Raw genomic sequence first — 18,526 nt, 5'->3', positions numbered from 1 at the left:
ACCGACCGGACCTCGCCAGTCCCGGATCGGTCAGGATCGCACAACGGCCAAGGAGGACGACATGACATCACCCGAACCCGGACAAAACGAACACGTCACCGTCATCAAGGTGCCCGAAGCGGTCGGCGTCTTCGACAGTTTCGAAGACTTGCAGACCGCGTTTTACGATTTGCGCAGTGTCGGGTTTCACCATTCCGACATCAGCCTTCTGGCCCGGCAGGAGGTTCTGGAAGAAAAACTCGGCTCGGCCTTCTGGCAGGCCCCGGAACTGGAAGACGATCCACGCGCGCCCCGCGCGGTCTTCGTCTCGGAAGAGGCGATGGGCGAGTTGGAGGGCGCAATCGCCGGCGGCTTTTTCTTTGTCGGCTCGTCCATCGCCATGCTGGCGATGCTGACCCCCGCCAGCAGCCTGATCGCCTCGATCGCGGCCGTTGCGATCGGCGGCAGCCCCGCCGCCGTCATCGGCACGATTCTGGCCAACCGCGTCAGCAAACGACACAGGGACTATTACGAAAACCAGATCCGGCACGGCGGTATCCTGATGTGGGTGCGCACCCGCGACAAGGAACGCGAACACCTGGCGACCACGATACTCGAAGGCCATTCAGGCCGTGACGTGCATGTTCACGACTGGAGCGAATAAGGCGACAGCCCCACAGATCCGGCCCACCAAAACCAAAGGCCCGGTCGCATGACCGGGCCTTTGCGCGTCGTTCCATCCGGGGAAAGGCTTATTCGCCCTCGCCCTCGGCCTGCATCTCTTCCAGTCGTGCGATGATGCGCTGATTCAGCTCTTCGTCGTTCTGGGCGATGCCACCGATGGCGCGGTATTCCTCGGCGGTCATGTTCTCGACCTCGTCGATGGCCGAAAGGGCCGCGGCCTCGGCCTCGGCGATGATTTCTTCCCGCTGTTCCTGATCCTGCTCCTGCTGGATGCGCGGCATGTATTCCTCACTGACGGCCTGCACAGCCATAACGGCATTGGCAAAGGCCTCGATCTGCGTATCGGTGATGCTGTCCGCAGTGATTTCGGCAGGGGCGCTGTCCTGCGCCACAAGCGGGGTCGCCAGCGCCAGCGCGACGGCGGTCAGAACGGGGGCGATCTTGGGTATCAGGGTCAATCCATGTCTCCGTTTGCATTGCGTTACCCGGCAAATGCACCGGGCTGCCTGTTCCGACATGGGGTATCGCGGCGGACGGTGCAAATCACCTCAGCGGAAAAACGCCGGAACGGTCGTGGCACAATCGGCTGGCATGAGGCCGCATTTCGCGCCAAACTGACCCGAACCCATGCACAAGGAGCCCGCCATGACCATCACAATCCGCCCGCTTCAGAATCACGACGAACCGGCATGGCGCGACCTGTGGAAGGCCTATCTGGAATTCTACGAAACCAGCGTCCCCGACGAGGTCTATGAAACCACCTTCGCCCGCCTGATCAGCCCCGACACCCCCCGTCAACAGGCGTTTCTGGCCGTGCAGGGCGACACCCCCGTGGGGCTGGTGCATTACATCTACCATCCCCATAACTGGCGGATCGAGGATGTCTGTTACCTTCAGGATCTCTACGCCGACCCCTCCGTGCGCGGCACCGGCGTGGGCCGCGCCCTGATCGAGGCCGTCTATCGCGCCGCCGACGCCAACGGCACGCCCTCGGTCTACTGGATGACACAGGATTTCAACGCAGAGGCGCGCAAGCTCTACGATCGCATCGCCACCCTGACGCCCTTCATCAAGTACCAGCGCTAAAGGCCCGCCCATGACCATCCATATCGGCGCCGCCCCCGGCGACATCGCCCCGACCGTCCTGATGCCCGGCGACCCGCTGCGCGCCAGATGGGCCGCCGAAACCTTTCTCGACGCGCCGCGCTGCGTGACCGAGGTGCGCGGCATGCTGGGCTATACCGGCACATGGCGCGGCCACCCGGTGACCGTTCAGGGCAGCGGCATGGGCATGCCCAGCCTGTCGATCTACGCCAGTGAACTGATCCGCGAGTATGGCGTGACCACCCTGATCCGCATCGGGTCCTGCGGCGCGATGCAGCCCCATGTCGCCCTGCGCGACGTGATCCTCGCCATGACGGCCAGTTCTATCGGCACCCCCTCCTCCACCATCCTGCGCGAGGTGAATTTCGCCCCCTGCGCCGACTGGGGCCTTTTGCAGGCCGCCGCCGCCGCCGCGCAGGATCAGGGCGTCACCCCGCATGTCGGCGGCATCTGGTCCACCGACACCTTCTATGACGAACGCCCCGACCTGACAGACCAGCTCACCCGCCACGGTACCCTGGCCGTGGAAATGGAAGCCGCCGAGCTCTACACGCTGGCCGCCCGCCACAAGGCCCGCGCCTTGGCCGTTCTGACCGTCAGCGACCATTTGCAAACCGGGCAGGCCCTGCCCGGCGACCAGCGCGAAACCGGCTTTGCCGCGATGGTCGAAATCGCCCTTGCCGCGGCCTTCCCCGGCTGAACCCGCCCCAAAATCACGGTTTCCATTCAGCCGCCTTTCGCGTTTAAATACGCCCGCATTCAAATGAGGTCAGACCATGCGCCCCGTCTTCGTCAACATCCGGTGCAAACCCGGAAAGTCCTATAAAATCGCCGAAGAAATCGCCCTGCGCGAAATCCACTCCGAACTCTATTCGACATCCGGGCCCTTCGACCTGCTGCTCAAGCTCTACATCCCCGACGGCGAGGACGTGGGCAAATACATCAACGATCACCTGCTGGACATCGACGGCATCGAGCGCACGGAAACCACGCTCACCTTCAAGGCCTTCTGAGACACCGGCACCAAAAAAACACCAAGGGAGAGACCAACACATGAAACTCAAATCACTTGCGGCCGCCGCCTGCATGGCGCTGACCGGCACCGCGGCCCTGGCGCAGGACGCGCCGGTCAAGGTCGGCATGATCACCACATTGTCCGGCGGTGGGGCCGGGCTTGGCATCGACACGCGCGACGGTTTCCTGCTGGCCGCAAAACTGGCGGGCAATGACAACCTCGACATCGTGGTCGAAGACGATCAGCGCAAGCCCGACATCGCCGTGCAACTGGCCGACAAGATGATCCAGTCCGAAAAGGTGGATGTGCTGACCGGCATCGTCTGGTCCAACCTCGCCATGGCCGTGGTGCCCGCCGCCACCGCGCAGGGCAAGTTCTACCTGTCCACCAACGCCGCGCCCTCGGCGCTGGCGGGCAAGGGCTGCAATCCGAACTATTTCTCGGTTTCCTACCAGAACGACAACCTGCACGAGGCCGCAGGCGCCTATGTCAGGGATGCGGGCTATACCAAGCCCTTCATCCTCGCCCCCAACTACCCGGCGGGTCAGGACAGCCTGACAGGCTTCAAGCGCCTCTATGACGGTGACCTGGCGGGCGAGGTCTATACCAAGCTCGGGCAGACAGACTATGCCGCCGAGATCGCCCAGATCCGCGCCAGCGGCGCCGACAGCATCTTTTTCTTCCTGCCCGGCGGCATGGGGATTTCCTTCCTCAAGCAATATGCCGACAGCGGGCTCGACCTGCCGGTGGTCGGCCCGGCCTTCAGCTTCGATCAGGGCATCCTTCAGGCCGTGGGCGATGCGGCGATGGGCGTGAAGAACACCAGCCAATGGAACAAGGATATCGACAACGCGGCCAACGCCACCTTCGTCGAAGAGTTCCAGAAGGAATACGGCCGCCTGCCCTCGCTGTACGCCGCGCAGGGGTATGACACCGCCAACCTGCTGCTCTCGGCGATGGCGAAGGCCGATGTTTCGGATGCCGATGCCTTCCGCGCCGCGCTTAAGGCCGCCGAGTTCGACAGCGTCCGGGGCGATTTCTCCTTCGCCGCCAACAATCACCCCATTCAGGACATTTATGTCCGTGAGGTGATCAAGGAGGGTGACGTGTTCACCAACAAGATCATCGGCACCGCGCTGGAGGACCACTCCAACGCCTATGTCGACGAATGCAGCATGTGATCCGATCGCGGCGGGCAGGCTCCGGCTTGCCCGCCCGCTTCGCGCAATTTGTGCGCGTTGCGTCCATCATGGGCGCATCTTTCCCCAAAGCCCCCGATTTTCGTACAAAACCCGCGTACACCTCGTACAAAACGTACGAAACGCCTGCTCCCCGCCTAGTCCCCGGCAGCGACCAGAACGATCTCACCGTCCCAGACCTGTTTCAGCCGTTCAGCCGCCTGCCACGACCGCAGACCGGACCGGCACACCATCACCGCCCTTTGCCCGGTTTCCGGGCGCGGCCCCTCCGGCCCGAACGCCTCGACCGGCAGGCGCAGCGCTGTTTCGCAGATCAACGGGGCCTCATCCTCGGCCCGCAAATCCACAATGAAATCAGTGCTTTGCATTGCCCCCAGCGCGATGAAACCGGGCTGCCAGTCCGGCTCGGGCGCCCCATCGAACCGGAACCCGCCAAACCGCATGGCCCCCGCATCGCAGGTCACCATCTGCCCCAGCGGACTGGGCTTCAGCCCCATCACCACGGCCATGACCATCTGCGCCTGAAGGCTGCCCAACAGCCCCACGACAGGGCCCAGCACCCCATCCTCGGCGCAACTCCCCAGTCTTTGCGGCAATTCCGGGAAGATAGCCCGCAAACTCGGCGCATCGCAGCAAAATCCGCCCGCATAACCCGATGTTTGCGTGACGGATGCACTGATCAGAGGCACATTCGCAGCCTTGCAATGATCCGACAGGATATAGCTGACCGCAAAACTGTCCGCGCAATCGACCACAAGGTTAACGCCCGCGCAAAAATCAGCCGCGTTGTCCGGGCCCAGCAGGGCCTCGACCGGCTCGATCCTGCACTCGGGGTTCAGCGCGCGCATCGCATCGGCGGCCGCACGCGCCTTGGACCGGCCCAGATCGTGCTCCCGGAAAATCGTTTGCCTGTGCAGGTTTGACAGCTCCACCCGGTCGCAATCGACCAGCCGGATATACCCCACCCCGGCCCCGGCAAGGTATTGCAGCACTGGCGCGGCCAGCCCTCCGGCTCCCACCACCAACAGGCGCGCGGCCTGTAAACGGGTTTGCCCGTCTTCGCCGACGCCGGGCACGGCCATCTGGCGGGCATAGCGGCTCATCTGGTGGCCTTCAGCCAGTCGCGCACCCGGTTCTCGGGGTCGTCGTTCCACGTGATATCCGTCACCACCGACACGATATCGGCCCCGGCCTCAAACGCGCCAGCCGCCCGCTCGACACTCATGCCGCCAATGGCGACCAGCGGCAGATCACCGATCAACCCCTTCCATTCACTGACTTTTTCCAGCCCCTGCCGGTGCCATTTCATCTGCTTCAGCTTTGTCGGATAGACCGGCCCAAGCGCCACATAATCCGGCTCCAGCGCCAGAGCGCGGTCCAGTTCGCCCCGATCATGGGTGCTGATCCCCAGCTTTATCCCGGCCCGGCGAATCGCCGCGATGTCGGCATCGTCCAGATCCTCCTGCCCCAGATGAACCCAGTCACAACCCGTATCAATCGCCGCCTGCCAATAATCGTTTACAATCAATGTCGTACCATGTTCCCGGCACAAGTCCCGCGCCTGCGCGACCTGATCCGCGACAATCTGCCCCGGCTGGTCCTTGATCCGCAACTGCACCAGCTTCACCCCCAGCGGCAGCATCCTGTGCAGCCAGTCCACATCATCGAAAATCGGATAGAAACGATCCAGCGTCATTCCAGAAATGCCTTTCCGATCAAAGGGGTAGATGGCGCCGCCATATCGCGCGGCTCCATCGGATCGGCCTCATACGCCAGCCGCCCGGCCTCGACCGCGCGGGCAAACCCCTCAGCCATACCCACCGGATCGCCCGCCCGCGCCACCGCCGTGTTCAGCAACACCGCATCAAACCCCATCTCCATCGCCCGCGCCGCCTGGCTGGGCAGGCCAAGCCCCGCATCGACGACCATCGGCACATCGGGAAATTGCGCCCTAAGTGTCCGTAATCCATAGATATTCGTCAGGCCCAGCCCGGTTCCGATCGGCGCGCCCCAGGGCATCAACACCTTGCATCCGACCTCCAGCAACCGCTCGGCCAGCACCAGATCCTCGGTGGTATAGGGGAACACCTCGAACCCCTCGTCGGTCAAGATCCGCGCCGCCTCGACCAGCCCGAAGGGATCGGGCTGCAAGGTATCGGCATGGCCGATCACTTCCAGCTTTATCCATTTGGTTTCAAACAGTTCGCGCGCCATCTGCGCCGTCGTCACCGCCTCGCGCACCGAATGGCACCCGGCGGTATTGGGCAGAACCCGCACCCCCAGTTGCGCCACCAGATCCCAGAACGCGGCCCCCGCCCGCTCGGCCCCGGCCTCACGCCGCACCGACACCGTCGCGATCCCCGCCCCCGACCGGCGAAACGCCTGTTCCAGCACGGCAGGCGACGGGTATTGCGCCGTGCCCAGCATCAGCCGCGAGGTCACCTCGGTTCCATAAAACGCCACCATGGATCAGCCCCCCTGCCGTGGCGCGACGATTTCCAGCCGGTCACCGTCGCTCAGTTCGGTCTGCCCCCGCGCCGCTGTCGGCACGAAGGTTTCATTGATGGCAGTGGCCACCCTGGCCCCGCCATAGCCAAGCTCGTCCAGCACCTTGTCCAGCGTGCCGGGCGCGACTTCCCGGCCTTCACCGTTCACGTTGATCTTCATCCATCACCTCCGGTGTTTTGCCATCGAGAACCAGTTCCGCCACCATCCGCGCCAGCGCGGGGGCCAGCAAAAAACCGTGCCGGAACAGGCCATTGACGTAAATCGTATCACCCCGCCGCCGGATGCGCGGCAGATTGTCGGGAAAGGCCGGGCGCGCATCGACGCCGATTTCCAGTATCTCGGCCTCGCCAAAAGCGGGGTGCAGCGCATAGGCCGCATTCAGCAATTCGGCCACCGACCGCAAAGTCGCGCGGCAACGCTCGCCGCTTTCGATCTGGGTCGCCCCCAGCATGAACACCCCGTCACCGCGCGGCACGATATACAGCGGATGACGCGGATGCAGCAGGCGCACGGGCCGGTACAATGCGACATCCGGCGCGCGCAGGATCACCATTTCGCCTTTGACCCCGCGCAAATCCGTCAGCACATCCTGCGCCGCCAGCCCGCGACAGTCGATGGTCAGCCCGTCATGCACCGCCTCTGACGCTACCTCGATCCCGTTATCCTCCAACCGGTCGCGCAGATGCGTCAGGGCCGGGCGCGGCACGATATGCGCCTCGTCCCTGAAAAACAGGGCCCGGTCGAACCGCCCGTCAAGCTGCGGCTCGACCTCGGCCAGGGCATCGCGGTCCAGCAGACTATGCCGTTCGGTCCTGCGCGCGAAACGATCCAGCTCGGCCCGGTCGCGCCCAAGCGTGACCACGAGCGACCCCTTGCGATGCACCTCGACCCCGGCGCGCGCCCACCAGTCGGCCGCCTCCTGCCCCAGTCTCACGACCGGCTCTTCGGCGGTTTCGCCTTCGCAGAACGGGGTCAACATGCCACCGGCCCACCATGAGCAGGCATGCGGGCCCGGCTGCGCCTGATGATCCACCAGCCGCACCGGCACGCCCCGCGCCGTCAGTTCCGTTGCCACGCACAGCCCGACAACCCCGGCCCCGATGATCGTGATGTCCTGCGTCATGACCACACCTCGTGAAAATGGTGAACCGGGCCGTGCCCCTGCCCGACATTCAGGCCATCGGCCGCCCGGATCGCCCCCTGCAACCAGCCATGCGCGCGCGCCGTCGCGGCCCGCAGATCCAGCCCCGAGGCCAGCCCCGCCGCAATGGCCGAAGACATGCTGCATCCGGTCCCGTGGGTATTGCCGGTGTGGATACGCGGCGCCTCGAACCGTTCGGTCCCATCGGCGGCGATCAGCAGATCGACACAGATATCGCCCGACCCATGGCCGCCCTTCATCAACACCGCCTTTGCCCCCAATGCTCGCAGGGCCTGCCCTTGCGCCTCGATATCCTGCGCCGTTTCGGCCGCGTCGGTTTGCAGCAGGCGCGCGGCCTCGGGCAGGTTCGGGGTCAGCACATCGGCACGCGGCAGCAGGTATTCGATCAGGGCCGCCACGGCCTCGTCCGCCAGAAGCGGATCGCCCGATTTTGCCACCATCACCGGGTCGAGAACGACAGAACCATCGTAATCGCCAAGCGCCTCGGCCACGGCCCGGACAATCCCCGGTGTGCCCAGCATCCCGATCTTGATCGCGCCGATCTCGATATCGTCCAGAACCGAGGTAATCTGCGCGCGCACCATCTTTTCGCTCACCGCCTCGACGGCCTGCACGCCTGTCGTGTTCTGCGCGGTGATACCGGTGATCGCGCTCGCGCCATAAACGCCAAGGGCGGAAAAACTTTTCAGGTCGGCCTGAATGCCCGCGCCGCCGCCACTGTCGGAACCGGCGATTGTCAGGGCCTTTGGGTGTGTCTGCATTGTCTCACTCCTGCGGCATCGGGGGCAGGAGACACAGGACGTCAAACTGATATGTCGGACCTTCGGTCATGCTCCGTTCCCTCCGCCGGCATTGTCCGGATCAGGTTCGATGGGTTGGCTACGCCTCTCAGCCCCCTCACAGGGCACCCCAACGGATCGTGAATCAGAACGTAGTCCTTTGCTCGAGGGCGTTCAACCCGGCAAACGCATATGCCGGACACCACCCCGCCTGTTCCTTTCGCCACCTGCCGGGCCGTCGACCCTGCGGGGCCTGTTACGGGAGGGCAGTCATGCGACCCAAACCGGGCGCTGGCGCACTATCGCCTTCAGCGCTCCATCGCGCCCTTCCCGTCAAGGATCTTTGCACGGAACGTCCTGATCCGGTTCATTCTGGTTTCTGCTTTCTTGGCCGAATTAAGGTTGATGACATAGCTCTTCTTGCGCCCGCGCGTCAGCGCCTCGAAAGCCTCGGCAAGCTCCGGGTCCGCATCGAGCGCGTCCACGAGTTCATCGGGCAACACCAGTTTCCTGTCGTCCTTTGGAGGCTTCTTTCCCGTTTCCGCATACTCCCTGGCCTCCTCCAGATAGGCGCGTATCACGCCTTCCATCTTTTCCGGCCCATCACTGGCCGTAAACCTTATCATATCGGGGTGTTGCGTGTTCGGACCCTGCTTTTCCAATACACCTTCGGGGTCTTTCATGAGCGCAGCATTGAAAAAGCTGAGACGAAAGTCCTTTCTATGTGCGCCGATAATCACGATATTTCGCCCGGCATGCATATAGCAGGGATGGCCCCACTTTACTGTCTCCCTCAGTTCAGCAGAGAGGCAGATGTCCCGCAACCTGGCAAGACCCTGCCCCCATATCCTTGTCGAACAGCTCCCTGTTCCGAAGCGCTCGCAACGCCCACAGCCCTTGGTAAAATAGTCTTCGATATCGGTGATCATCATGCGGCCCACAATACCACTTTCTGGTAGATCACTTGAAGGTGCAGGCCCGGACCCTGAACGAACCTGCGGATTTTCGCGAAATCGCATGGCTGGCGCAGATGCGGCGCTTGCCCTTTGGCGGCGTCCTATTCCGCCGCGCTTTGCAGGCTGGCCATCAGGTTGTGGAATTTCTCGCCCTGCACGGCGACATGGGCGCGCAACGCCTCGCCCGCCCCGGCGGCATCGCCTTGCACAAGCGCATCGACGATCGCCTCGTGCTCGGCCATGGATTGCGCCATACGCCCGCGAAACCGCAATTGCTGACGCCGGAACGGCTTGAGCCGTTTATGCAGCTTGGCGGTTTCCTGTTCGAGAAACCGGTTACCGGATTGCTGATAGATGATTCGATGGAACCGCTCGTTCTCGGTGTAATAAGCATCGCAATCCTGCACCTCCACCGCCGCCTTGCAGTTGGCGTTCGCACTGCGCAGTTCATCCAGGGCCGCATCCGAAATCCGCATGGCGGCCAGCCGCCCGCAAGTGGCTTCGAGTTCGGCCATGACCTCGAACATCTCCATCAGTTCGACCGGGCCGGGCTGACGCACAAAGGCGCCGCGACGGGGGATCAGTTCGACCAGGCCGGACAGGGCAAGGCGTTGAAAAGCCTCGCGAAGTGGCGTGCGCGACACGCCGAACTGCTCGGCCAGGCGCATCTCGTCCAGCCGGTCGCCATCCCGATAGGTGCCGGCGAAAATCAGCTCTTCCAGTTCTTCGGCAATGCTATCGGCGCGACGCTGTTCCATGGATTTTTTTTACCGGCCCCATCAGAAAGATGCAAGATTTCTTATCTTGTATACAAAACGATTGACTTACAAAACAATCCGCTCTTACTCTCTCCGGGACACCCGGCTCTGCCGGGGTCCATCTTTGGGAGGAGAAAAATGAAAGCTTTTCTGAAAACCGCCGTGGCGGCGGCGGCTCTGGTTGCAACCGGCACCCTGGCCAGCGCCACCGAACTGCGCCTGTCGCACCAGTGGTCCAATCAGGACGTCCGACACAAGGTCGCGCAGATGGTGGCCGACGAGGTCGCCGCCGCAGACGTGGATCTGGACATCAAGATCTTCGGGTCGAAATCGCTGTTCAAGCCGCGCGAACAATACACGCCGCTCAGCCGCGGCCAGTTGGATATGGCCGTTCTGCCGCTCAGCTATGCCGGCGGTCAGCAGCCCGCCTACAACCTGACCCTGATGCCGGGTCTCGTGAAAAACCATGACCACGCCGCACGCCTGTCCGAAAGCCCCTTCATGGAGGCGCTCGAAGCCAAGATGGCCGAGGACGACGTGATCGTGCTGGTGCACGGCTATCTGGCCGGTGGTTTTGCCGGCAAGGACAAGTGCATCACCAGGCCCGAGGACGTGAATGGCCTGCAAATGCGGGCCGCAGGCAAGGCATTCGAACAGATGCTGGCTGGCGCGGGCGCCTCGATCGCGTCGATGGCCTCGTCGGAAATGTATAACGCGATGCAAACCGGCGTTCTGGACGCGGCCAATACCTCGTCTTCGTCCTTCGTCAGCTATCGCATCTACGAACAGGTGGCGTGCTATACGCCTGCCGGCGATATCGCGCTGTGGTTCATGTATCAGCCCCTGCTGATGAACAAGACCACCTTCGAGGGCCTGACCGAAGCACAGCAAACCGCCCTGCTGGACGCGTCGAAAAAGGCCGAGGCCTTCTATCTCGAAGAAGCCAAGAAACAGGACGCCGCCTCGGTCAAGGTGTTCAGCGACGCTGGCGTCGAGGTCGTCCAGATGTCGCCCGAGGATTTCGAAGCCTGGCGCACCCTGGCCACGGAAACCTCCTACAAGGCCTTCGTCGAAGAAGTGTCTGACGGGCAGGCGCTTCTGGATATGGCGCTGGCCGTAGAATAACCGATCCGGCGGGCAGCGTTGCGCGCGCTGCCCCCACACCCGATTTCACACACATCAACGGAGGCAGCCATGGCCGGTCACAGTTCGGCAGCTACATCGCATACAGGCAACAACCCGTTCCTGCGTTTCGTCGCCGCCATATCGACCTTTGCGGGATGGTGTTCGGCGGCCATGATCGTGGCCGCGGTGGCGATCACCTGCCAGATGATCTTCATCCGCTTCGTTCTGAACAAATCGACCATCTGGCAGACCGAAGCCGTCGTCTATCTGATGATCGCAGCCACCCTGATCGGGCTGCCCTATGTGCAGCGGTTGCGCGGCCATGTGAATGTCGACCTGTTCCCGCTCACACTGCGGCCCCGCCCCCGTTTCGTGCTGGCGCTGGTGACGCTGTCGCTGTCCATCGCCATCGTCGCGGTGATGCTGTTTTACGGTTACGAGTTCTGGCATTTCGCGTGGGATCGCGGCTGGCGCTCGGGGTCGGTCTGGGATGTCCGGCTGTGGATTCCCTACCTGTCTCTGCCAGTCGGTTTTGCCCTGCTCTTGCTGCAACTGATCGCTGATTTTGTCGCCCTGATCACCGGAGTCGACAAGCCCTTTGGACTGGAGAACGCCTGATGGACCCTCTGATGCTTGGGGCTCTGGTTGCGATTGCAACGATCCTCGTTCTTTTCTCCGGCGTTTCGGTGGCCATGGGCCTGCTGATCGTCTCGGCCGGATTCCTGATCATCTTCGACGGGATGCGCTCGCTCGAACTGCTGCCCGAAATGTTCTTTGGCAAGCTGGACAATTTCGCCCTGCTGTCGATCCCGATGTTCATCATCATGGGGGCGTCCATCGCCTCGACCCGAGCGGGTGCCGACCTTTACGAGGCCCTTGAACGCTGGCTGACGCGTATCCCCGGCGGGCTGGTCGTGTCCAACCTCGGGGCCTGCGCGCTGTTCGCCGCCATGTCGGGATCGAGCCCCGCAACCTGCGCCGCCATCGGCAAGATGGGCATCCCCGAAATGCGCAAGCGCGGCTATCCCGATGGCGTTGCCGCCGGGTCCATCGCCGCAGGCGGCACCCTGGGCATCCTTATTCCGCCTTCCGTCACCATGATCGTCTACGGCATCGCCACCGAAACCTCGATCGGGCGGCTCTTCCTGGCCGGTGTCATTCCCGGCCTGATGCTGGTCGGCCTGTTCATGGCGTGGTCGCTCTATTCGACATGGCGCTCCGGCTCGGCCTCGGTCCTCAGCGCGGGCGCATACACGTGGCGCGAAAAGTTCGAGATCCTGCCGCGTGTCCTGCCTTTCCTGCTGATCATCATCGGCGTACTTTACGCCATGTATGGCGGCGTCGCCACGCCGTCCGAAACCGCGGCCGTCGGCGCATTGCTGTGCCTTGTCATCGCGATGGTCATCTACAAGTTGTGGGATCCCCGCCAGTTGTGGGTGGTGCTGCGCGACAGCACCAAAGAGTCGGTGATGATCCTGTTCATCATCGCTGCGGCGGGCGTGTTCAGCTACATGCTGTCCTCGCTGTTCATCACCCAATCGATTGCCGAATGGATCGGCACGCTCGAGGTCAACCGCTGGGTTCTGATGGGCGCGATCAACGTCTTCCTGCTGGTCGCCGGCTTCTTCCTGCCGCCGGTTGCCGTCATCCTGATGGCCGCTCCGATCCTGCTGCCGATCATCACCACCGCCGGGTTCGATCCGATCTGGTTCGCCGTGGTGCTGACCATCAACATGGAAATCGGCCTGATCTCACCACCCGTTGGCCTGAACCTCTACGTGATCAACGGCATCGCGCCGGATATCTCGCTCAAGACGATCCTGACCGGGTCGCTGCCCTTCGTGGCCTGCATGGTCCTCGCGATCGTTCTGCTGTGCCTGTTCCCCGGTCTGGCCACATGGCTGCCCGACATGGTGATGGGAGGCGCCTGATGACCCTTCTGGCTGATGTCCTGTCCACGGTCTTTGAACGGCGCTATCGGCCCTTTGGCCTGAAAGGCGCCGAGACCAGACCGATGGACGACATGGCGAACGAACTGGTCGGCTCGTCCGGGGAAACCTCCGGGCTGGCGCTGGCCGAGCGCATCCTGTCCCGGTTCGAAACCATGTCGGACGATGAAAAACTGGGCTTTTTCCGCCACCTGGCCAACGCCATGAACATCGACGCCGAAGCGGTGCGCAGCGCATTGGAGGCCTACGAACAGACCCCCTCCAAGAACAGCTACCGCGCCTTCATGGCCGCGTCCGAACCCCGGCGGCAGGAACTGATCCGGCGGCTGAACGGGCTGCCCGGCGCGACAGGGGCGCTTGTGCGGATGCGGGCCGATCTGCTGCGGCTTGGCCGGGGCGAACCGGAACTCGAGGCGCTGGACCTTGATTTCAGGCACCTTTTCGCATCGTGGTTCAATCGCGGTTTCCTGGTGCTGCGCCCGATCAACTGGGAAAGCCCGGCACATATTCTGGAAAAGATCATCGCCTACGAGGCCGTCCACGCCATCGACAGCTGGAACGACCTGCGCCGACGGCTGGAACCGCGCGACCGCCGGTGTTTCGCCTTCTTTCACCCGGCCATGCCGGACGAGCCGCTGATCTTCGTCGAGGTCGCGCTGACCAAGGGCACCCCCGGCTCGATCCAGGCGTTGCTGGCCGAGGATCGCGACACCGTCCAGCCGGAAGACACCGACACCGCCGTTTTCTATTCGATTTCGAACTGCCAGACGGGGCTGGCCAGCATCTCGTTCGGGAATTTCCTGATCAAGCAGGTCGCCTCGGACCTGGCCTCCGAGATGGGCAATCTCAAGACCTTCGTCACCCTGTCGCCCATTCCGGGGCTTGGCCCGTGGGCCGCCGGGCAGGGTCTTGACCTGCCCTCCGACGACCCCAAACAGATGCGCGCGCTGGCGGCGCATTACCTGATCAACGCCAAGCGCGAGGATGACCTGCCCGACGATCCGGTGGCGCGGTTTCATCTTGGCAACGGCGCAACGGTGCATGCCGTGCATGCGGATGCCGACACCTCGGACAAGGGGCGCGCGCAATCGGGTGGCGCAATGGTGAATTATCTGTATGACCTCGGGAAAGTCGCCCAGAACCACGAGGCTTTCGTCACGACGCGCAAGGTCGTCGCCAGTTCCGAGGTGAAATCAGCCGCCAACGCAGCCAATACCGGGCAGGCAAAAGAAAGGTAGAACCATGGCAAATCCCCTTTATGACCATCTGTTCGGAACGCATGCCGGCAAGGACACGCCGTTCCTCTTCCTGCCCGACGGCACCACGCTGAGCCATAGCGCCTTTCTGCAACAGGCCGCTCGAATCGCCAACGCCGTGACCGGGCTGGGCCTGAGCGCCGGAGACCGCGTTGCCGTGCAGGTCGAAAAATCGCCCGAGGCGCTGGCGCTGTATGCCGCCTGCGTGCAGGCCGGGCTGATCTTCCTGCCGCTCAACACCGCCTATACCGAAGACGAACTGGCCTATTTCATCGAGAACAGCGGCGCGTCCCTGATCGTGTGCGACGACAGCCGCCAGTCCGGGCTGTCCGCGATTGCCGGCCGCCTTGGCGCGCAGGTCGAAACTCTGAATGCCGACGGCTCGGGCTCGCTGACCGACAAGGCCGGGGATTGCCCCGCCTCGTTCGACACCGTGGACCGCAAGGCGGACGATCTGGCCGCCTTCCTTTACACCTCGGGCACGACCGGGCGCTCGAAAGGCGCGATGCTGACGCAGGACAACCTGCTGTCGAACGCACAGACGCTGGTGAAGGAATGGCGCTTCACATCCGATGACGTTCTGCTGCACGCCCTGCCGATCTTTCACACGCACGGGCTGTTCGTGGCGACGAACGTGACGCTGGCGGCCGGGGGCAGCATGATCTTCCTGCCCAAATTCGACCTGGATCGGGTCATCGAATGGCTGCCGCGCGCCACTTCGATGATGGGCGTGCCCACTTTCTATACCCGCCTGCTGGACGATGCGCGTTTCACCCGCGACCTGGCGCAGCACATGCGCCTGTTCATTTCCGGCTCGGCCCCGCTGCTGGCGGAAACCCATGTGCAGTTCGAAAACCGCACCGGCCATCGCATTCTGGAACGCTACGGCATGACCGAAACCAACATGAACACCTCGAACCCCTACGAGGGCGAACGCCGCGCCGGAACCGTGGGCTTCCCCCTGCCCGGCGTCGAGTTGAAGGTCACCGACCCGGACAGCGGCAATACGCTGCCGAATGGTGAAATCGGCCAGATCGAGGTACGCGGCCCCAACGTGTTCAAGGGCTACTGGCAGATGCCCGAGAAAACCGCCGCCGAACTGCGCGAAGACGGGTTCTTCATCACCGGCGATCTGGGCAAGATCGACGAGGACGGCTATGTCCACATCGTGGGCCGCAACAAGGACCTGATCATTTCCGGCGGCTACAACATCTACCCCAAGGAAATCGAACTGGTGCTGGACGAACAGCCCGGCGTTCTGGAAAGCGCCGTGATCGGCGTGCCGCATCCCGATTTCGGGGAAACCGTGGTGGCGGTTCTGGTGGCGCAACCGGGGGCCGCCCCCGACACCAGGGCGATCATGGAGAATGTCGGCCAATCGCTTGCACGGTTCAAACACCCCCGCAGCATCGAAGTGATCGACGAACTGCCGCGCAACACCATGGGCAAGGTTCAGAAGAACATCCTGCGCGAGCGCTACAAGGACATGTTCGCAACCGCCTGACCAGGACCGGACAGGGCATGCCTGACATGCGGTAACGCTCAGGAATTGCGCGCCGCATGTCAGGCATTTGCCCTGCGGGAAATGGCCTATGGGCCTTTGTTTCGCCCCATCTCCTTGCGGGCGGTCCAATCGGCATGAGAAACCGTTTCGCATATCGGGGCCCGACCGCATGTTTCAAGCGGCGGATTGAAGCGATATGATAATCCTATGCCAAACATCGGAAACATATATTTGCCCGATAGGTGACAGGCACGCTATCCCTGATGGACCCCCACCCGACACAAGAGCAGAGCATGAATTTCCCAGACGACGATTATCAAGATATCCGCGACGGCGTGCAGGCACTTTGTGCTCAGTTTCCCGCAGAATATCACCGTAAAATCGACGAAGAGCGCGGCTATCCCGAAGCCTTCGTCGATGCCCTCACGCGCGAAGGCTGGATGGCGGCCCTGATTCCCGAGGAATACGGCGGGTCCGGCCTTGGCCTGACCGAGGCCAGCGTCATCATGGAAGAAATCAACCGCGCGGGCGGCAACTCAGGCGCGTGCCACGGCCAGATGTACAACATGAACACACTGGTGCGCCACGGCTCCGAAGAACAGCGCCAGCGTATCCTGCCCAAACTGGCCAGCGGTGAGTTGCGCCTACAATCCATGGGCGTGACCGAACCCACCACCGGCACCGACACCACCAAGATCAAGACCACCGCCGTCAAGAAGGGCGACCGTTACGTGATCAACGGGCAGAAGGTCTGGATCAGCCGCGTGCAGCACTCCGACCTGATGATCCTGCTGGCCCGCACGACCCCGCTGGCCGAGGTCAAGAAGAAATCCGAAGGCCTGTCGATTTTCCTCGTCGACATCAAGGAGGCCATGAAAAACGGGATGGAGGTCAAACCCATCCTCAACATGGTCAACCACGAAACCAACGAGTTGTTCTTCGACAATCTGGAAATCCCCGAGGAAAACCTGATCGGCGAAGAGGGCAAGGGATTCAAATACATCCTCACCGGCCTGAACGCCGAACGCGCCCTGATCGCGGCGGAATGTATCGGGGACGGCTACTGGTTCACCGACAAGGTCACACAATACGTCAGCGAACGGCAGGTTTTCGGCCGCCCCATCGGCCAGAACCAGGGGGTGCAGTTCCCCATCGCCGAGGCCTTCATCGAAGTCGAGGCCGCGAACCTGATGCGCTACAAGGCCTGCGCACTGTACGATGCCGGTCAGCCCTGCGGCGCCGAGGCCAACATGGCGAAATACCTGGCCGCCAAGGCCAGCTGGGACGCCGCCAATGCCTGCATCCAGTTCCATGGCGGATTCGGCTTTGCCTGCGAATACGATGTCGAACGCAAGTTCCGCGAGACACGGCTCTATCAGGTCGCCCCGATCTCGACCAACCTGATCCTGTCCTATGTGGCCGAGCATCTCCTCGGTATGCCGAGGTCGTTCTGATGCAGGCACTGGAAGGTCTCGAAGTCGTCGCCATCGAACAGGCCGTGGCAGCACCATTCGCCACCGGACGGTTGGCCGATGCCGGGGCGCATGTCACCAAGATCGAACGCCCCGAAGGCGATTTCGCCCGTGGATACGATGACGTGGCCCAGGGACAGTCGAGCTATTTCGTCTGGCTCAACCGCGGCAAGGACAGCGTGACGCTGGATCTGACCTCGGACGCCGGAAAACAGGCGCTCGAAGGGCTGTTGGCCAAGGCCGACGTCCTGATGCAGAATCTCAAGCCCGGCGCGCTGGCGCGGCTCGGTTTCGATCTCGAACGTCTGCACCGCGATTACCCCAGGCTGATCTCCTGCTCGATCTCGGGCTACGGCGAAGACGGCCCGATGTCCGACCGCAAGGCGTATGACCTGCTGATTCAGGCCGAAAGCGGGCTGTGTTCGATCACCGGCGGCCCGTCCGAACCGGCGCGGGTGGGTGTCTCGCTGGTCGATATCGCCACGGGCGCAACCGCCCATGCCGCGATTCTCGAGGCGCTGATCCGCCGCGGGATCACCGGACAGGGCGCGCGCATCTCGGTGTCGATGTTCGATGTCATGGCCGACTGGCTGACTGTTCCGCTGCTGAACCACGAAGGCGGCAACAGCCCCAAACGCATCGGCTTGGCCCATCCCTCCATCGCGCCCTACGGTGTGTTCACGCCCAAATCCGGTGCCGATATCCTGATCTCGATCCAGAGTGACCGGGAATGGCGCATGCTGTGCAAGGATTTCGTCGGAAACGAAGACCTCGGGACCGATCCGCGCTTTGCCACCAATGTCGAGCGGGTGAAAAACCGCGATGAAACCGACGCCATCGTCGCCGAGGCCTTTACCCGTTACGATGCCGAAACCGCCATCCAACTGCTGGAAAAATGCAAGATCGCCCTGGCCTCGGTCAACGACATGGCCGGGCTGTCGACCCATCCGCACCTGCGCCGCATCACCGTGGACAGCCCGAACGGCCCGGTGTCCTACCCGGCCCCCGGCGCGGTCTTTGTCGGCGAGGATCGGACCTATGGCGCAATTCCGGCCCTGAACCCGCTGAAGGACTAG

At 63.0% G+C, this 18,526-nt stretch carries 21 protein-coding genes and 1 riboswitch; of the genes, 12 read left to right on the top strand and 9 right to left on the bottom strand.

Annotated elements, in window-relative coordinates; translation table 11 throughout:
* Nucleotides 1–61 precede the first annotated feature (61 nt).
* Complete coding sequence (locus tag BUB53_RS18580; RefSeq protein WP_073036943.1) at nucleotides 62–643, top strand: hypothetical protein; 582 nt, start codon at nucleotides 62–64, stop codon at nucleotides 641–643.
* Nucleotides 644–731: 88 nt separating this feature from the next.
* Here BUB53_RS18580 and BUB53_RS18575 read toward each other — a convergent pair whose 3' ends face one another.
* Entirely contained in the window at nucleotides 732–1,121 is a 390-nt protein-coding gene (locus BUB53_RS18575; RefSeq protein ID WP_073036941.1) for a DUF4168 domain-containing protein, read from the bottom strand.
* Nucleotides 1,122–1,308: 187 nt separating this feature from the next.
* Here BUB53_RS18575 and BUB53_RS18570 point away from each other — a divergent pair, with 187 nt between their 5' ends.
* The 4 genes from BUB53_RS18570 to BUB53_RS18555 all read left to right on the top strand — a co-directional run bounded on the left by BUB53_RS18570 (nucleotide 1,309) and on the right by BUB53_RS18555 (nucleotide 3,963).
* Nucleotides 1,309–1,749, top strand: coding sequence for a GNAT family N-acetyltransferase (locus tag BUB53_RS18570; RefSeq protein WP_073037041.1), 441 nt, complete (start codon nucleotides 1,309–1,311; stop codon nucleotides 1,747–1,749).
* 10 nt (nucleotides 1,750–1,759) lie between these two features.
* Nucleotides 1,760–2,467, top strand: coding sequence for a purine-nucleoside phosphorylase (gene deoD, locus BUB53_RS18565; protein WP_073036939.1), 708 nt, complete (start codon nucleotides 1,760–1,762; stop codon nucleotides 2,465–2,467).
* 76 nt (nucleotides 2,468–2,543) lie between these two features.
* Nucleotides 2,544–2,780, top strand: a complete 237-nt coding sequence (locus BUB53_RS18560; protein WP_073036937.1) for an Lrp/AsnC ligand binding domain-containing protein — start codon at nucleotides 2,544–2,546, stop codon at nucleotides 2,778–2,780.
* 40 nt (nucleotides 2,781–2,820) lie between these two features.
* Nucleotides 2,821–3,963: an ABC transporter substrate-binding protein gene (locus tag BUB53_RS18555; RefSeq protein ID WP_073036935.1), complete on the top strand. Its 1,143-nt coding sequence runs from the start codon at nucleotides 2,821–2,823 to the stop codon at nucleotides 3,961–3,963.
* Nucleotides 3,964–4,118: 155 nt separating this feature from the next.
* Here the strand turns inward: BUB53_RS18555 and BUB53_RS18550 are convergent, their stop codons facing one another.
* The 8 genes from BUB53_RS18550 to BUB53_RS18515 all read right to left on the bottom strand — a co-directional run bounded on the left by BUB53_RS18550 (nucleotide 4,119) and on the right by BUB53_RS18515 (nucleotide 10,144).
* Complete coding sequence (locus tag BUB53_RS18550) at nucleotides 4,119–5,084, bottom strand: HesA/MoeB/ThiF family protein (protein ID WP_073036933.1); 966 nt, start codon at nucleotides 5,082–5,084, stop codon at nucleotides 4,119–4,121.
* Nucleotides 5,081–5,677: a thiamine phosphate synthase gene (locus BUB53_RS18545; RefSeq protein WP_073036931.1), complete on the bottom strand. Its 597-nt coding sequence runs from the start codon at nucleotides 5,675–5,677 to the stop codon at nucleotides 5,081–5,083. The genes BUB53_RS18550 and BUB53_RS18545 overlap by 4 nt, the downstream gene beginning before the upstream one ends.
* The gene (locus tag BUB53_RS18540; RefSeq protein ID WP_073036929.1) at nucleotides 5,674–6,447 is read right to left on the bottom strand and encodes a thiazole synthase; all 774 of its coding nucleotides are present in this window, start codon (nucleotides 6,445–6,447) and stop codon (nucleotides 5,674–5,676) included. Before BUB53_RS18540 ends, BUB53_RS18545 begins: the two co-directional genes overlap by 4 nt.
* A 3-nt stretch (nucleotides 6,448–6,450) precedes the next feature.
* Nucleotides 6,451–6,648, bottom strand: a complete 198-nt coding sequence (gene thiS, locus BUB53_RS18535) for a sulfur carrier protein ThiS (protein ID WP_073036926.1) — start codon at nucleotides 6,646–6,648, stop codon at nucleotides 6,451–6,453.
* Complete coding sequence (gene thiO, locus BUB53_RS18530) at nucleotides 6,626–7,612, bottom strand: glycine oxidase ThiO (RefSeq protein ID WP_073036924.1); 987 nt, start codon at nucleotides 7,610–7,612, stop codon at nucleotides 6,626–6,628. The genes thiS and thiO overlap by 23 nt, the downstream gene beginning before the upstream one ends.
* A complete protein-coding gene (gene thiD / locus BUB53_RS18525; protein WP_073036922.1) occupies nucleotides 7,609–8,412 on the bottom strand; it encodes a bifunctional hydroxymethylpyrimidine kinase/phosphomethylpyrimidine kinase in 804 nt (267 codons plus the stop codon). Before thiD ends, thiO begins: the two co-directional genes overlap by 4 nt.
* Before the next feature lie 60 nt (nucleotides 8,413–8,472).
* A riboswitch (TPP riboswitch) is annotated at nucleotides 8,473–8,573 on the bottom strand.
* Between the two features lie 165 nt (nucleotides 8,574–8,738).
* On the bottom strand, nucleotides 8,739–9,362 hold the full coding sequence (locus BUB53_RS18520) for a YdeI/OmpD-associated family protein (protein ID WP_200797823.1): 624 nt from the start codon (nucleotides 9,360–9,362) through the stop codon (nucleotides 8,739–8,741).
* Between the two features lie 125 nt (nucleotides 9,363–9,487).
* Complete coding sequence (locus tag BUB53_RS18515; protein ID WP_073036919.1) at nucleotides 9,488–10,144, bottom strand: GntR family transcriptional regulator; 657 nt, start codon at nucleotides 10,142–10,144, stop codon at nucleotides 9,488–9,490.
* Between the two features lie 138 nt (nucleotides 10,145–10,282).
* On the opposite strand from BUB53_RS18515, the gene dctP reads away from it, so the two are divergent.
* From dctP to BUB53_RS18480, 7 genes are all read left to right on the top strand, one after another.
* Nucleotides 10,283–11,269 carry a TRAP transporter substrate-binding protein DctP gene (gene dctP, locus BUB53_RS18510; RefSeq protein WP_073036917.1) on the top strand — a complete coding sequence of 329 codons (987 nt, stop codon included), beginning with the start codon at nucleotides 10,283–10,285 and terminating at the stop codon, nucleotides 11,267–11,269.
* A 69-nt stretch (nucleotides 11,270–11,338) separates the two neighbouring features.
* Nucleotides 11,339–11,887: a TRAP transporter small permease gene (locus BUB53_RS18505; RefSeq protein ID WP_073036915.1), complete on the top strand. Its 549-nt coding sequence runs from the start codon at nucleotides 11,339–11,341 to the stop codon at nucleotides 11,885–11,887.
* Nucleotides 11,887–13,200 carry a TRAP transporter large permease gene (locus tag BUB53_RS18500; RefSeq protein ID WP_073036913.1) on the top strand — a complete coding sequence of 438 codons (1,314 nt, stop codon included), beginning with the start codon at nucleotides 11,887–11,889 and terminating at the stop codon, nucleotides 13,198–13,200. The genes BUB53_RS18505 and BUB53_RS18500 overlap by 1 nt, the downstream gene beginning before the upstream one ends.
* Complete coding sequence (locus BUB53_RS18495; RefSeq protein ID WP_073036911.1) at nucleotides 13,200–14,456, top strand: malonyl-CoA decarboxylase domain-containing protein; 1,257 nt, start codon at nucleotides 13,200–13,202, stop codon at nucleotides 14,454–14,456. Before BUB53_RS18500 ends, BUB53_RS18495 begins: the two co-directional genes overlap by 1 nt.
* Nucleotides 14,457–14,460: 4 nt before the next feature.
* Nucleotides 14,461–15,978 carry a malonate--CoA ligase gene (locus BUB53_RS18490; RefSeq protein WP_073036909.1) on the top strand — a complete coding sequence of 506 codons (1,518 nt, stop codon included), beginning with the start codon at nucleotides 14,461–14,463 and terminating at the stop codon, nucleotides 15,976–15,978.
* A 293-nt stretch (nucleotides 15,979–16,271) separates the two neighbouring features.
* A complete protein-coding gene (locus tag BUB53_RS18485) occupies nucleotides 16,272–17,432 on the top strand; it encodes an acyl-CoA dehydrogenase family protein (RefSeq protein ID WP_073036906.1) in 1,161 nt (386 codons plus the stop codon).
* The gene (locus tag BUB53_RS18480) at nucleotides 17,432–18,526 is read left to right on the top strand and encodes a CaiB/BaiF CoA transferase family protein (RefSeq protein WP_073036904.1); all 1,095 of its coding nucleotides are present in this window, start codon (nucleotides 17,432–17,434) and stop codon (nucleotides 18,524–18,526) included. The genes BUB53_RS18485 and BUB53_RS18480 overlap by 1 nt, the downstream gene beginning before the upstream one ends.

Origin of the sequence: Roseovarius pacificus, assembly GCF_900142665.1 — a bacterium.
GTDB lineage: Bacteria > Pseudomonadota > Alphaproteobacteria > Rhodobacterales > Rhodobacteraceae > Roseovarius > Roseovarius pacificus.
The sequence above is the reverse complement of the archived record's forward strand: the minus strand, read 5'-3'. Positions and strand labels throughout refer to the sequence as shown.

Excerpts from the sequence above, each read along its gene's own strand:
- BUB53_RS18580 (WP_073036943.1), top strand. The coding sequence starts at position 62 with ATGACATCACCCGAACCCGGACAAAACGAACACGTCACCGTCATCAAG.
- BUB53_RS18570 (WP_073037041.1), top strand. The coding sequence starts at position 1,309 with ATGACCATCACAATCCGCCCGCTTCAGAATCACGACGAACCGGCATGG.
- deoD (WP_073036939.1), top strand. The coding sequence starts at position 1,760 with ATGACCATCCATATCGGCGCCGCCCCCGGCGACATCGCCCCGACCGTC.
- BUB53_RS18560 (WP_073036937.1), top strand. The coding sequence starts at position 2,544 with ATGCGCCCCGTCTTCGTCAACATCCGGTGCAAACCCGGAAAGTCCTAT.
- BUB53_RS18555 (WP_073036935.1), top strand. The coding sequence starts at position 2,821 with ATGAAACTCAAATCACTTGCGGCCGCCGCCTGCATGGCGCTGACCGGC.
- BUB53_RS18550 (WP_073036933.1), bottom strand. The coding sequence starts at position 5,084 with ATGAGCCGCTATGCCCGCCAGATGGCCGTGCCCGGCGTCGGCGAAGAC.
- BUB53_RS18545 (WP_073036931.1), bottom strand. The coding sequence starts at position 5,677 with ATGACGCTGGATCGTTTCTATCCGATTTTCGATGATGTGGACTGGCTG.
- BUB53_RS18540 (WP_073036929.1), bottom strand. The coding sequence starts at position 6,447 with ATGGTGGCGTTTTATGGAACCGAGGTGACCTCGCGGCTGATGCTGGGC.
- thiS (WP_073036926.1), bottom strand. The coding sequence starts at position 6,648 with ATGAAGATCAACGTGAACGGTGAAGGCCGGGAAGTCGCGCCCGGCACG.
- thiO (WP_073036924.1), bottom strand. The coding sequence starts at position 7,612 with ATGACGCAGGACATCACGATCATCGGGGCCGGGGTTGTCGGGCTGTGC.
- thiD (WP_073036922.1), bottom strand. The coding sequence starts at position 8,412 with ATGCAGACACACCCAAAGGCCCTGACAATCGCCGGTTCCGACAGTGGC.
- BUB53_RS18520 (WP_200797823.1), bottom strand. The coding sequence starts at position 9,362 with ATGATGATCACCGATATCGAAGACTATTTTACCAAGGGCTGTGGGCGT.
- BUB53_RS18515 (WP_073036919.1), bottom strand. The coding sequence starts at position 10,144 with ATGGAACAGCGTCGCGCCGATAGCATTGCCGAAGAACTGGAAGAGCTG.
- dctP (WP_073036917.1), top strand. The coding sequence starts at position 10,283 with ATGAAAGCTTTTCTGAAAACCGCCGTGGCGGCGGCGGCTCTGGTTGCA.
- BUB53_RS18505 (WP_073036915.1), top strand. The coding sequence starts at position 11,339 with ATGGCCGGTCACAGTTCGGCAGCTACATCGCATACAGGCAACAACCCG.
- BUB53_RS18500 (WP_073036913.1), top strand. The coding sequence starts at position 11,887 with ATGGACCCTCTGATGCTTGGGGCTCTGGTTGCGATTGCAACGATCCTC.
- BUB53_RS18495 (WP_073036911.1), top strand. The coding sequence starts at position 13,200 with ATGACCCTTCTGGCTGATGTCCTGTCCACGGTCTTTGAACGGCGCTAT.
- BUB53_RS18490 (WP_073036909.1), top strand. The coding sequence starts at position 14,461 with ATGGCAAATCCCCTTTATGACCATCTGTTCGGAACGCATGCCGGCAAG.
- BUB53_RS18485 (WP_073036906.1), top strand. The coding sequence starts at position 16,272 with ATGAATTTCCCAGACGACGATTATCAAGATATCCGCGACGGCGTGCAG.
- BUB53_RS18480 (WP_073036904.1), top strand. The coding sequence starts at position 17,432 with ATGCAGGCACTGGAAGGTCTCGAAGTCGTCGCCATCGAACAGGCCGTG.